Here is a 12744-nt window from a genome sequence, read left to right as displayed (position 1 = left end):
GCGATGGAGAGGGCACTGTACGGGCCCGCGGGCCCCGGCCGCCCCACCGGCTTCTTCGTCCGCGAGGAACCCGGCGCCCACTTCCGCACCTCCGTGCACGCCTCGCCGCTGTTCGCCGCCGCCGTCGCCCGCCTGCTGCTCCGGGTCGACGCGGCGCTGGGGCACCCGGACGAGCTGGCCCTGGTCGACCTGGGCGCCGGGCGCGCGGAACTGCTGACCGGGGTACTGGCCGCGCTGCCGGACGAGACCGCCGCCCGGGTACGCCCCTGGGCCGTCGAGCGCGCCTCCCGCCCCGAGGGACTCGACCCGCGCATCACCTGGACCGACCGGCCGCCCGAGAACGTACGCGGCCTGCTGTTCGCCAACGAGTGGCTGGACAACGTCCCCGTCGACGTCGTCCGCACCGGTGCCGACGGCCGCCCCCGCGCGCTGCGGGTACGGGCCGACGGCACCGAGGAGGAGTCCGAGCAGCCGCTGCCGGCCGCCGACGCGGAGTGGCTCGCCCGCTGGTGGCCGCTCGACGGCGCCGAGGAGGGCACCCGCGCCGAGTGCGGCCGGCTGCGCGACGAGGCGTGGGCGGCGGCCGTCGGCACCCTGCGGGACGGGCTGGCCGTCGCCGTCGACTACGCCCATCTCCTCGGCGAGCGGCCCCCGTTCGGCACGCTCACCGGGTTCCGCGCGGGCCGCGAGGTCCCGCCCGTACCGGACGGCGGCAGCGACCTCACCGCGCACGTCGCGCTCGACGCGTGCGCGGCCGCGAGCCCGGACGTCCCGTTCCGGCTGCTGCGGCAGCGCGAGGCGCTGCACGCACTCGGCGTCACCGGCGAACGGCCGCCCCTCACCCTCGCCTCCACCGACCCGGCCGCCTACGTACGCGCCCTGAGCACAGCGGGCGAGGCCGCCGAACTCACCTCCCCCACCGGCCTCGGCACCTTCACCTGGCTCCTCCAGGGGACGGGGGCAGGAGTGCTCTGAGGCCGCGCCGGGCGCTCGTGGGGGCGCGGGGAACGGCGCGAAGACCCGAGCCACGACGGCGCCGCACCGGAACAAGCGAGACGAGCCCGCGATGAAGGGGCGCCGGGAACTGCGCAAACCCCGGGCCCCGACGGCGGGTGCGGACCGGTGACGGCAGAACGCACCCCGCGTCGTGGCGGGCGCTGCGCTTGCCAGCCCTGCGCCTCGGCGCAGACCTCCCAAGCGCGGGGTGACCCCGCGATGAAGGGGCGCGGGGAACGGCGCGAGCGAGCACGACGCGCCGGTGGACCGCGACGCAACCGGAGGGAGCAGCCCCGGACCGGCGGGCGGGGCCGGCGCGGGGTGCGCCCACCGATGAGGGGGTGCCCCTTCCGGTCGCGTCGCGGACCGCGGCCCCGTCGTGGCCGTTCGCGCAGTTCCCCGCGCCCCTTCGGGCGCTAGAGCAACCACCGTTCCGGCGCCGCCTCGCGGCGCCCCGTGCGGGAGCGTTCCGCCTGGGCACGGACCAGCGCGTGCGCCCCGTCCGCGTCCCGCAGCCGCGCCGTCGTGTGGCCGTTCGCGCCGTGGTCGACGGCGACGTCCGCGAGCCGCAACCGCCGCTGCCACGGCCCCTGCCGGAGCCGGACGCTCTGCACCTTCGCGTGCGGCACCAGCGTGGTGCGCCGCCGCAGCAGCCCCGCGCCGGTGACGAACACCGAGCCCGTGACGCCGTGCCCGTAGCCGCGCCGGTAGACGGGGAAGCACCAGCGGGAGCGCTCGGGTGCGGGCTCCAGCGCGGCCCGCGCCGCGTCGAGGTCGGTGCCGGGCAGCACCCGCGCGAGGACGCCCCGCGCCTCCTCCCAGGAGGCGACGGGCACCAGCACACCGCTGCCCTCCTCCTTGTCCGCGCCCGCGACGTCGAGTTCGACCCGCACCCAGCCGCGCCGCCGCCACAGCAGCGGCTCGACCAGGCGTACGGCCTGGACCCGGCCGGGCGGCACCGTCGCGTGCTCCCGGTCGAGCAGCCCGTGGTCGATGCGCAGGCCGTCCGGGGACTCGGCGACCGCCCAGTCGTACTCCCGCAGGAAGCGCCCCAGGCTGCCCTTCCACAGCCCGCCGAGGAACGGCAGCGCGGTGGCGAGCGCGGCGAACAGGCTGTGGCTGGCCAGGTAGATCAGCGTCGGCACGGCCACGGCGGCGGCCAGCGCGCCCCAGCCCGTACCGATCAGCAGCAGCCCGACGACGAGGGTGCGGGGCTGGACGCGGAGCATCTCCCGCGCCGGTGCCTCCCCCGCGGCGGGCGCCGCCTCGGGCGCGATCCCGGCGGCACGGGCGAGGAGTTCGGCACGGAGCGCGACGGCCTCCGCCTCGCCGAGGAAGGCGAGCTCGTCCTTCGACTCGGTGCCGACGACGTCCAGCTTCAGCTTCGCGACCCCGACGAGCCGCGCCAGCAGCGGCCGTCCGACGTCCACCGCCTGGATGCGGTCCAGCCGGATGTGCGAGGTGCGGCGGAACAACAGGCCCGTGCGGATGCGGAGTTCGGTGTCCGTCACCAGATAGGCGGTGCACCACCAGGACAGGAAGCCGTACCCGGCGGCCACCGGCAGCAGCACCGCCACGGCCAGCAGCAGCCAGCCGAGCGAGAGGTGCCCGGCCCACTCGCGGGTGCGCTCGAAGTCCTGCGCCGCGAAGGCGGCGATACCGGCGACGGGCGCCCAGGCCCGGCGCCAGGGCGTGACCGGGTGCAGCGGCCTGCCCTCGGGGCGGGCCGGGAGGAGGCGGGCCAGCGAGGCGTTCTCCGGCACGGCGTCTCCCCTCACAGCCCGGCCGAGCGCGCCTGGCCCAGCCGCGTCAGCCGGTCCCGGAGCCGCTCCGCCTCGTCGGGCGTCAGGCCGGGGACGGTGGCGTCGGTGGTGGCGGCCGCGGTGTGCAGCACGAGCCGGGCGAGGCCGAAGCGGCGCTCCAGCGGCCCGGAGGTGACCTCGACGAGCTGCATCCGCCCGTACGGCACGACCGTCAGCTTGCGCCACAGCACGCCGTGCCCGACGAGCAGGTCGTCGGCGCGCTCCGCGTACCGCCACGAGCGCCAGTTCCTGGCCAGCGCGCCCCGGCCCCAGGCGGTGAGCGCGGCGGGCGGCAGCGCGAGCGCCGCCCAGGCCGGGCCGAGCAGCAGCCCCGGCACGATCCCCGCCGCCGCCGTCACCGGCAGCCCGCAGCACAGCAGCAGCAGCCATCGCAGCCGCAGCAGCCCCGGCTCGGCCCCCCGCCACGCACCGGTCTCTTCCCCGCCCGCGGCTTCCGTCCCCGTTGTCATGCGGGCCAGATTAGGCGGGATCATGACAGTTCGCGTACTGCCTGAGGACGAACCCTGAGGCCGGGACCACCTCCCACGGGAGGAGCTGCGAAAGTAGGCATCATGACGGACACGGCGACGACCGGGGCGGCAGCCGGGACGACGGAGACCACGGTCGGTATCGGCGGCGCGGCCGAGAGCACCGACATGGTGCTCAACATCGGCCCGCAGCACCCCTCCACCCACGGCGTGCTGCGCCTGAAGCTCGTGCTCGACGGCGAACGCATCGCCTCGGCCGAGCCGGTGGTGGGCTACATGCACCGGGGCGCGGAGAAGCTCTTCGAGGCGCGCGACTACCGGCAGATCATCGTGCTCGCCAACCGGCACGACTGGCTGTCCGCCTTCTCCAACGAGCTCGGCGTCGTCATGGCCGTCGAACGCATGACGGGCATGGAGGTGCCCGAGCGCGCGGTGTGGCTGCGTACGCTCCTCGCCGAACTCAACCGCGTCCTCAACCACTTGATGTTCCTCGGCTCGTACCCGCTGGAACTGGGCGGCATCACGCCGGTCTTCCACGCGTTCCGGGAGCGCGAGGAGATCCAGAACGTGATGGAGGAGCTCTCCGGCGGGCGGATGCACTACATGTTCAACCGCGTCGGCGGCCTGAAGGAGGACCTGCCCGCGGGCTGGCACGGGCGCGCCCGGCAGGCCATCGCCGACGTCCGCTCCCGGATGGACACCTTCGACCGGCTCGTCGTCGGCAACGAGATCTTCCGCGGCCGCACCCGCGGCGTCGGCGTCCTCAGCCCCGAGGCCGTGCACGCGTACGGGGTGAGCGGGCCGATCGCCCGCGCCTCCGGCGTCGACTTCGACCTGCGGCGGGACGAGCCGTACCTGGCGTACGGCGAACTCCAGGACGTGCTGCGGGTGTCCACCCGCACCGAGGGCGACTGCCTCGCCCGCTTCGAGGTGCTGCTGGAGCAGACGCACAACTCGCTGGAGCTCGCCGAGGCCTGCCTCGACCGGCTCGACGCGCTCCCGCAGGGCCCCGTCAACCAGCGGCTGCCGAAGGTGCTGAAGGCCCCCGAGGGCGCCACCTACGCCTGGACGGAGAACCCGCTCGGGCTGAACGGGTACTACCTCGTCTCCAAGGGCGAGAAGACGCCCTACCGGCTGAAGCTGCGCTCCGCCTCGTTCAACAACATCCAGGCCCTGTCCCACCTGCTGCCGGGCACGCTGGTGGCCGACATGGTGGCGATCCTGGGCTCGTTCTTCTTCGTCGTGGGCGACATCGACAAGTAGCGGGGCCCTGCCGGGGCGCCTCGCGTTACGGGGTGCGGTGCTGCCCCCCACGGTGCTCCGCCGAGTGCGGGCGCGTCCTGGCCGAGCGCGCAGTTCCCCGCGCCCCTTTCGGGGCCGTTCCGCCCGCGCTTGGGAGGTCTGCGCCAAGGCGCAGGGCTGGCAAGCGCAGCCCCGGCGCGGGGTGCCCGCTTCTGGGGGTGCCCCTTCTCCGTACAGCGGCGGGTGCGGGTGCGTGCCCGCTGCGCGCGCAGTTCCCCGCGCCCCTTTCGGGGCCGTTCCGGTTCAGGCGGTGCGCAGCTCGCGGTCGGTCTGCGCGCCGTCGGCCGTCTTCGGCGACGTCTCCGGCTCGGCCGCCTCCGCCTCGGGTTCCGTTCCGGCCTCCGGCGCGGCCGGCTTCGCCGTGCGCTCGGGCGCCTGGCCCCGCTTGCGGCGTACCGAGCCGCCACCGAAGAAGTCGAACGCCGGGCCCGGACGCCGCTGCTCCTCGGACCGGTCCGCTTCCGGCTGCTCGCCGGAGTCGGGCGCCCGCACGGGCTCCGGTACGGACGGCGACGCGGCCGCCGGCGTCACCGCACGGCGCGGGCCGAGCGCACCGCCCGGAGCGGGCGCGGGGCCCGGGGGCGCCGGCGCCGGCCGCGGCGGGACCACGGCCGAGGCCGTCGACCCCGCGCCGGGCGCGGGCACGAGCCGCTCCCGCGCCGCCTCCCGCTCACGCGCCCGCCGCTGCCTGGCGCCGCTGCGCAGCAGCGCCTTGAGCGCCTCGTCGGCCTGCACGTACGTCAGCGGGGTCGGGGCGCCCGAGGCCGAACGGTGGTCCGTGGCGCCCGCGGTGAGGACCTTCGCCGGGGCGCCGGACTCCAGCTCCAGCCGCCTGCGGCCCTCCAGGGCGCCGGCGCGCTCGGCCTCGGCGTGCGCGTAGCGGCGCAGCAGGTCGGCGTGCTCGGTACGGAGCCTGGCCAGCTCGGCGCGCTTCTCGCGGACCTTGCGCGCCATGCCGTCCCTGGCCTCGCGGACCTCGTCCAGCTCGCCCTCCAGCTCGGCCTGCCGCTCCTCGGCCCGCCATTCGGTGCCGGCCAGCTTGGCCTTGGACTCGCCGAGGGCCTTGCCGGCGGCCCGGTCCCAGCGGCGCAGCAGCACGGCCCCGGTCACGGCAGCGGCGGCGGCGACGGCGGTCAGCCCGCGCAGGACGACCGTCTCGACGTCGCCGACCCCGGGTTCCCCGAACAGCCAGGCGCCACCGGCGCAGGCGAGAGCGGCGGCCGCGACGGAAGCCGGGGCCAGAATCCGGTGCAGGGGCGGCGAGTGACGGTGACGTCCACGTGACATAGACGGGAATTTACCGTGTGCGGCGGGACGACCGACACCGGGCGAATGGCATCGTTACGTCCTCACAACCCGGCGCCCCGCGCGGGACACACGCCCGACGCCTCACCGTTCCCTGCTACCCCGGTCCGGCGCCTCTCATCCGACCTTCTTCGCCGTCGCCGCGCAGCCGCTCAACACTCCCTTCACACAAGGTTCTTGGAACGGAGATATTCCTCGGCGACGTCCTTGGGCTTCTCGCGGTCCTGGTCCACCCTGCGGTTGAGTCCGGCGAGCTCCTCGGTGGTGAGGACGCGGGTGAGTTTGTCGAGAGGCGCCATGACGTCCTTCCTCCCGGCGTCCTTCGCGTTCACGACAGGCAGCACGTTGTCGGCATTCTGCAGGCCCTTGTCGTCCTCCAGCAGCACCAGGCCGAACTCCTTCAGCGTCGCGTCCGTGGTCGTGGTGAGCACCAGCTGGTCGGTGCCGTTCTTGACCGCCTGCTTCGCCTGCACCGTGCCGACGCCCTTCGGGTCGACCTCGGTGACGTCGACGCCGTACACCTTCCGCAGGCCGGGGGCGCAGAACGGGCGCTCCTCGCATTCGTCACCGGCGGCGAGTTTCACCTTCTCGCCCGACCTGCCGAGGTCGCTGAGCGTGCGCAGCCTGTGCTTCTTCGCGAACGCGGCGGTGACGGCGAAGGCGTTCTGGTCGACGGCGCGGCCCGCGGCGAGCACCTCGATCCCGCGCGGCCGGGCCAGTTTCTCCAGTGCCGCGACGGTGGCGTCCACGTCGTTGGAGGCGACGGGCTTCGCGTCGGGGCCGTTCTTCCGCGCGTTGAGGAATTCGGCGAGCGTCGCCGCGTATTCCGGGACGACGTCGATCTGGCCCTTCGCCAGGGCCGGTTCGTACAGTTCGCGGTTCTGGAGCTTCCGGATCGAGGTGCCGAAACCGGCGTCCGCGAGGACCTGCGCGTACAGCTCGGCCATGATCTCGGACTCGGTGAACCCGGCCGAGCCGATCACCAGCGCGTTCCCGCCGCCGGCCCGTTCCCCGCCCGTCTCCTCCAGGCTCTTGCCGCCGCACCCCGTCAGCACGAGCGCACCCGCCGCCACGGCCGCCGCGGCCCGCCTCACCGGCACCTTCATCCTCAACTCCTCGGTCGTGTACGGGCCCCGCCCGGGGCGCGGGGAACTGCGCGATCAGCCCTCACGCACCGGCACCTCCTCGGCAGCCCGGTGGTCCACCGCAGGCCCCGGCCTGCGCCTCCGCATCGGGTCCAGCAGCCGCTCGGCGGCCAGCAGCGCGGCCTCGACCAGCAGCGCCAGCGCCGCGACGAGCACGGCACCCGCCACCACCTGCGGGGTGTTGTAGCGCCCGAAGCCCGCCGTGATGATCCGGCCCAGGCCGCCGCCGCCCGGCAGCGCCGCCAGCGTCGCCGTGGCCACGACCTGGACGGCGGCCGTCCGCACGCCGGTGACGATCAGCGGGAAGGCGAGCGGCAGTTCGACCCGGGTGAGCAGCTGGCCGCCGGACATCCCCATGCCGCGCGCGGCCTCGACCACGCCCCGGTCCGCCTCGCGCATCCCGACGTACGCGTTGGTCAGCAGCGGCGGGACGGCGAAGAGGACGAGGGCGATGATCGTCGGCCAGTCCCCCTCGGCCCCGAGCGGGCTGAGCGTCAGCAGCACCAGCACCGCGAACGTGGGCACCGCGCGGCCGATGTTGGAGAGATTCACCGCCAGCGCGCCGCCCCGCCCGACGTGCCCGAGCCAGAGCGCGACCGGCAGCGCGATCAGGCAGGCCAGGGCGAGGCTGACGCCCGTGAAGTACAGATGCTCCAGCAGGCGCCGCCAGGCGCCGTTGTTCCCCTGCCAGTTGGCGGCCGTGGTCAGCCAGGACCACGCGTCGAGGAAGAAGCCCATCGCTCAGCCCGCCCTTCCCGCGCCGGCCGGACTCTCCCCGGCGGCGACCGTCCGTCTCCGGCGCCCGGCACCCGCGCGCGTCCACGGCGTCAGCGCGCGCTGCACGGCCAGCAGCAGCACGTCGGCGAGCAGGGCCAGCAGGACGCAGAGCACCGAGGCCGTCAGCACCTGGGCCTTGAAGAAGCTGTCCATGCCGTCGTAGATGAGGTTCCCCAGGCCGCCGAAGCCGACGATCGCGCCGACCGTGGTCAGCGACACCGCCGAGACCGTCGCGATCCGCAGCCCCGCCATCAACGCGGGCAGCGCGAGCGGCAGTTCGACCTCGAAGAGCAGCCGCGCGGGCCCGTACCCCATCCCGCGCGCCGCCTCCCGCGCCTCGGCCGGCACCGCGTCCAGGCCCGCGAGGATGTTCCGCACCAGCACCGTCAGCGAGTACAGCACCAGCCCCGCGACGACGACCGAGGCGGACAGCCCGAACGCGGGCAGCAGCAGCGCGAACATCGCCAGCGAGGGCACCGTGTACAGCACCGTCGTCAGCCCCAGCACGGACGCGGCCGCGCCCCGCCCCCGGCGCGCGAGCAGCGCCAGCGGGAAGGCGACGAGCAGCGCGATGCCGACGGAGGCGAGGGTGATGCCGACGTGCTGGAGCGTGGCCTCCGTCAGCTCGGGCACCCGCGTACGGACGTACTCGCCGCAGATCCAGTCGTTCGCCGAGAGGCAGCTCTCCCCCGGGCCCGCCATCAGTGCGGCAGCACCGTGCAGGCCGTTCACACCGCCCATGTGCGCTCATCTCCCGTGCAGGGGCCGGACACTGACGACGGACACTATCGCCCGGCACCGACAACCGGACCGGACGGCCACACGTCCGCAACATCCCCTTCACGGCACCGGCGGCGCGGCTGCGGCAGAATCCCGCGCACGGCCCGGAACGGAGCCGACCCACGCGCAACCCGACGGGGGAGACGAGAATGGGCGACATGATCCGCTTCGAGCACGTCACCAAGCGCTACCCGGACGGCACGACCGCCGTGGACGACCTGTCGCTGGACGTCGCCGAGGGCGAACTCGTCACGCTCGTCGGCCCGTCCGGCTGCGGCAAGACGACCACGATGAAGATGGTCAACCGCCTCATCGAACCGACCTCGGGGCGGATTCTGCTCGACGGCGAGGACATCTCCGGCGTCGACCCCGTCGAACTCCGCCGCCGGATCGGCTACGTGATCCAGCAGGTCGGCCTCTTCCCGCACCGGACGGTGCTGGACAACACCGCGACCGTGCCGCACCTGCTGGGCTGGCCGAAGGCCGAACGCCGGGCCCGCGCCGCCGAACTGCTCGACCTCGTCGGCCTCGACCCGTCCCGGTACGGCGACCGCTACCCGGACCAGCTCAGCGGCGGCCAGCGGCAGCGCGTCGGCGTGGCCCGCGCGCTCGCCGCCGACCCGCCGGTGCTCTTGATGGACGAGCCGTTCGGCGCCGTCGACCCGGTCACCCGCGAGCGCCTGCTCGGCGAGTTCCGCGCGCTCCAGACCTCGCTGCACAAGACGGTCCTCTTCGTCACCCACGACATCGAGGAGGCGGTACGCCTCGGCGACCGCATCGCCGTCTACGGGCACGGCCGCATCGAACAGTTCGCGCCACCCGCGCAGGTCCTCGGCGCCCCCGCGACGCCGTACGTGGCCGACTTCGTCGGCGCCGACCGCGGCCTGAAGCGGCTGTCCGTCACCCCCATCGAACGCGGCGACCTGGAGGCGCCCCCCGTCGTCCACCTCGACGACCGGCTCGCGCCGCAGCTGGAGCGCGTCCGCGCGGCGGGCGCCCGCTGGGCCGTCGTCCTCGACGACGCGGACGCGCTGCACGGCTGGGTCGCGGCGGACGCCGAACCGGGCACGGATTCCGCTTCGGGTTCCGTACGGGACCGCGCGCGGCGGATGGAGGCGTGGCTTCCGCTGGGCGCGCCGCTCAAGCAGGCGTTCAGCACGATGCTCCAGCACGACGCGGGCTGGATCGCGGTGCTGGACGAGGACGACCGCTTCGTCGGCGTCCTCACCCCCGCCAGGCTGCACGAGGCGCTGCGCCGCTCGATCGACGCCGACCGGCGCGAGGTGCAGCGCGAGGAGGTCCGGCTGGAGACCGTCCCCGGCTCCTGAGCGCTCCGGGGACGCCCCGTTGACCGGCGGAGCGGGCCCGTGCTCTACTCCGCCGCATGACCGGCACCGCGCTCCACCCCTGGCGGAGGGTCCACCTGGACCTGCTCCGCTACGCGGGCTGCGTGTGTCGCCCGTCCCGCTCTCGCTGATCAACTCCCTTTCCCCGTACGCCGCTTCCGGCGCGCCTGCGCCGTGCGCCCCGGCGTACGGGTTCCGCGATCGCACCCGGGACGGTTCCCATCACCTCAGCCACCTCCGCTTCCGCTTCCGCTTCGGACCGCGAACACGCCCCCACCCGGGCCGGGTTGCTGGCCTTCGCCCGCGCGGCCGCCGCCGACGCGGCGCTCGTCGCCTCCCTCCCCCTCGACTCCGACGGCCGCACCTGGCTCCGCCTCGACGGGCCGGGCGGCAGCGAGGCCTGGCTCATCGGCTGGCCCCCGGGGACGGGCACCGGCTGGCACGACCACGGCGGCTCGCACGGCGCCTTCGTCACCGCGTCCGGCCTGCTCACCGAGGACGCGCTCGCCGCCCGCATCCCCACCGAGGGGTGGCGCACCCTGGAACTGGCCGAGGGCGTCGACCGGCAGCGCCTGCTGACGCCGGGCCGCGGCCGCGCCTTCGGCCCGCACCACGTGCACCAGGTCCTCAACTCCACGGCGCGGCACGCCGTTTCGGTGCACGCCTACTACCCGCCGCTGCCGCTGATGCGCCGCTACAGCCGCAGCGGGGACGTCCTGCGGCTCGAACAGACCGAGCGCCCCGAGGAGTGGTGATGAGCACCCCGGACACCCCCAGCCGCGTCGACCTCGCCCTCGCGCGGGCCCGCGACGGCCTGGAGCGGCTCTCCCCCGAGCGCGCCGCGGCCGCGCGGGACGCGGGCGCCCTGCTGGTCGACATCCGGTACGCGGCCCTGCGCGAGCGGGACGGGACCATCCCCGGCGCCCTGGTCGTCGAGCGGAACGAGCTGGAGTGGCGGCTCGACCCCACCTGCCCGCACCGCTCCCCCGAGGCCACCGGCCCGGGCCGGCCCGTCGTGCTGGTCTGCGCCGAGGGCTACGCGTCCAGCCTCGCCGCCCGCTCCCTCCGGTCCCTCGGCCTGGAACACGTCGCCGACCTTGACGGCGGCTTCCGCGCCTGGCGCGCGGCCGGCCTCCCCGTCACCCCGCCGGAACCCCCGTGACCAGGGCGTAAGCGCCCGCCCGACGAGCCCGGCCGCGCCCGCGCCCTACCGCCTACGCTGGGGGCATGAGTGCATCGCGTGGCCAGGTGTCCGGACTGCCCGATTGGGGCCGCTGTGCCGTCATGGGGGTCGTGAACGTCACCCCCGACTCCTTCTCCGACGGCGGCCAGTGGTTCGACCCCGAGTCCGCGATCAAACACGGGCTCGATCTCGTCGCCCAGGGCGCCGACCTGGTCGACGTCGGCGGCGAGTCCACCCGCCCCGGGGCCCCGCGGGTCAGCGAGGCGGAGGAGCTGCGGCGGGTGCTGCCCGTCGTGCGCGGCCTCGCGGCCGAGGGCGTCGTCGTCAGCGTGGACACGATGCGCGCCGGCGTCGCGGAGCGCGCGCTCGCGCAGGGCGCGGTGCTGGTCAACGACGTCAGCGGCGGCCTGGCCGACCCGGCGATGGTGCCCGCCGTCGCCGCGGCCGGGTCACCGTTCGTCGTCATGCACTGGCGCGGCCAGTCGATCGACATGAACAACCGGGCCGTCTACTCCGACGTCACCGGCGAGGTCGTGGCCGAGCTGCGGGAGAGCTTCGAACGCGCCGTCGCGGGCGGCGTCGACCCGGAGCGGATCGTCATAGACCCGGGCCTCGGCTTCGCCAAGCAGGCCGAGCACGACCTCGCGCTCATGGCCGACCTCGGACGGCTGCGCACCGAACTCGGCCGCCCGCTGCTGGTGGCCGCCTCCCGCAAGCGCTTCCTCGGCCGCGTCCTGGCCGAACGCCCCGACGCCCCCGTCCCCCCGGCCCGCGAGCGCGACGCCGCGACGGCCGCCATCACCGCGCTGTCCGCCCGCGAGGGCGCCTGGGCCGTGCGGGTGCACGAGGTACGCGCGAGCGCCGACGCCGTCCGCGTCGCCCACGCCGTCGAGCGGGCGGGCGCGGACTCGGCGGGCGAGGGGCGGCGCGCCGGGTGAGCGGCGCCCGAACCGACGCCGAAGCCGTCGAGGCCGCCAACACCGCGCTCTACGACGCCCTGGAACACGGCGACCTCGACACCATGGAACGCCTGTGGCTCGGCCCCGACGACGGCTCGGCGGCCGACGACGCCGACGTCAGCGCCGTCCACCCGGGCTGGCCGGTGCTCACCGGACGCGGCGAGGTGATGCGCAGCTACGCGCTGATCATGGCCGGCACCGACTACATCCAGTTCTTCCTGACCGACGTCGAGGTCTCGGTCCTCGGCGACACCGCGCTCGTGACCTGCACCGAGAACATCCTCAGCGGCGGCCCGGCCGAGGCGGACGGTTCCGCGGGGCCGCTGGTGGGCGGCCTCGTGGTGGCCACCAACGTCTTCCGCCGCGTCCCGGACGGCGCCTGGAAGCTGTGGTCCCACCACGGCTCCCCCGTCCTCGTCGAGCAGGACGACGAGGGCGACGGGGACGGGCCCGACGAGGAGGACGGCGGCCAGAACGACACCGTCTTCTGACCCGTCAGCACCGGGGGTCAGTGCGGTGCCGCCGGCGGCACTCGATGGAGGCAAGCCCCGGAATGCGTGCGTGCCCGGAAACGCTGTCGGGTAGGCGCGCGACGGGCCGGGAGGCGGTGAGACGTCACCGGACACCGGTGACACGGCGCCGGCGGGGTCTCCCGGTGGCA

General features: G+C 75.2%; 14 protein-coding genes. 8 read left to right on the top strand and 6 right to left on the bottom strand.

Features of this window, described 5'->3' with window-relative positions; genetic code table 11:
* Nucleotides 1-3 precede the first annotated feature (3 nt).
* Nucleotides 4-975 (top strand): SAM-dependent methyltransferase, encoded by a 972-nt coding sequence (locus HCC30_RS11835; RefSeq protein WP_169442572.1) that lies wholly within the window; start codon nucleotides 4-6, stop codon nucleotides 973-975.
* Between the two features lie 437 nt (nucleotides 976-1412).
* Here HCC30_RS11835 and HCC30_RS11830 read toward each other — a convergent pair whose 3' ends face one another.
* Together HCC30_RS11830 and HCC30_RS11825 are read right to left on the bottom strand one after the other, a co-directional pair.
* Nucleotides 1413-2759 carry a PH domain-containing protein gene (locus tag HCC30_RS11830; protein WP_346776591.1) on the bottom strand — a complete coding sequence of 449 codons (1347 nt, stop codon included), beginning with the start codon at nucleotides 2757-2759 and terminating at the stop codon, nucleotides 1413-1415.
* Between the two features lie 11 nt (nucleotides 2760-2770).
* Entirely contained in the window at nucleotides 2771-3268 is a 498-nt protein-coding gene (locus tag HCC30_RS11825) for a PH domain-containing protein (protein ID WP_169442410.1), read from the bottom strand.
* A gap of 102 nt (nucleotides 3269-3370) precedes the next feature.
* Between HCC30_RS11825 and HCC30_RS11820 the strand changes: the two genes are divergently transcribed.
* A complete protein-coding gene (locus tag HCC30_RS11820; protein WP_169442409.1) occupies nucleotides 3371-4549 on the top strand; it encodes an NADH-quinone oxidoreductase subunit D in 1179 nt (392 codons plus the stop codon).
* A 282-nt stretch (nucleotides 4550-4831) separates the two neighbouring features.
* Here HCC30_RS11820 and HCC30_RS11815 read toward each other — a convergent pair whose 3' ends face one another.
* The 4 genes from HCC30_RS11815 to HCC30_RS11800 form a co-directional block, all read right to left on the bottom strand.
* Entirely contained in the window at nucleotides 4832-5875 is a 1044-nt protein-coding gene (locus HCC30_RS11815; protein ID WP_169442408.1) for a hypothetical protein, read from the bottom strand.
* Between the two features lie 182 nt (nucleotides 5876-6057).
* Entirely contained in the window at nucleotides 6058-6999 is a 942-nt protein-coding gene (locus tag HCC30_RS11810) for an ABC transporter substrate-binding protein (RefSeq protein WP_169442407.1), read from the bottom strand.
* 54 nt (nucleotides 7000-7053) lie between these two features.
* Nucleotides 7054-7776: an ABC transporter permease gene (locus tag HCC30_RS11805; RefSeq protein WP_169442406.1), complete on the bottom strand. Its 723-nt coding sequence runs from the start codon at nucleotides 7774-7776 to the stop codon at nucleotides 7054-7056.
* 3 nt (nucleotides 7777-7779) lie between these two features.
* Entirely contained in the window at nucleotides 7780-8517 is a 738-nt protein-coding gene (locus HCC30_RS11800) for an ABC transporter permease (RefSeq protein WP_169442571.1), read from the bottom strand.
* A 236-nt stretch (nucleotides 8518-8753) separates the two neighbouring features.
* On the opposite strand from HCC30_RS11800, the gene HCC30_RS11795 reads away from it, so the two are divergent.
* The 6 genes from HCC30_RS11795 (at nucleotide 8754) to HCC30_RS11775 (ending at nucleotide 12574) form a co-directional block, all read left to right on the top strand.
* On the top strand, nucleotides 8754-9923 hold the full coding sequence (locus tag HCC30_RS11795; protein ID WP_169442570.1) for a betaine/proline/choline family ABC transporter ATP-binding protein: 1170 nt from the start codon (nucleotides 8754-8756) through the stop codon (nucleotides 9921-9923).
* A gap of 56 nt (nucleotides 9924-9979) precedes the next feature.
* The gene (locus HCC30_RS29150; protein WP_346776590.1) at nucleotides 9980-10072 is read left to right on the top strand and encodes a putative leader peptide; all 93 of its coding nucleotides are present in this window, start codon (nucleotides 9980-9982) and stop codon (nucleotides 10070-10072) included.
* Nucleotides 10073-10162: 90 nt separating this feature from the next.
* The gene (locus tag HCC30_RS11790) at nucleotides 10163-10696 is read left to right on the top strand and encodes a cysteine dioxygenase (RefSeq protein ID WP_169442569.1); all 534 of its coding nucleotides are present in this window, start codon (nucleotides 10163-10165) and stop codon (nucleotides 10694-10696) included.
* The gene (locus tag HCC30_RS11785) at nucleotides 10696-11103 is read left to right on the top strand and encodes a rhodanese-like domain-containing protein (protein ID WP_169442405.1); all 408 of its coding nucleotides are present in this window, start codon (nucleotides 10696-10698) and stop codon (nucleotides 11101-11103) included. The genes HCC30_RS11790 and HCC30_RS11785 overlap by 1 nt, the downstream gene beginning before the upstream one ends.
* Nucleotides 11104-11168: 65 nt before the next feature.
* Nucleotides 11169-12062, top strand: coding sequence for a dihydropteroate synthase (folP, locus tag HCC30_RS11780; RefSeq protein WP_206323697.1), 894 nt, complete (start codon nucleotides 11169-11171; stop codon nucleotides 12060-12062).
* Nucleotides 12059-12574, top strand: coding sequence for a nuclear transport factor 2 family protein (locus tag HCC30_RS11775; protein WP_169442404.1), 516 nt, complete (start codon nucleotides 12059-12061; stop codon nucleotides 12572-12574). Before folP ends, HCC30_RS11775 begins: the two co-directional genes overlap by 4 nt.
* The last annotated feature ends 170 nt before the right edge of the window (nucleotides 12575-12744 follow it).

The sequence above is a fragment of the Streptomyces sp. HNM0574 genome, from assembly GCF_012726235.1.
GTDB lineage: Bacteria > Actinomycetota > Actinomycetes > Streptomycetales > Streptomycetaceae > Streptomyces.
This window is presented reverse-complemented; position numbering and strand designations above follow the sequence as displayed.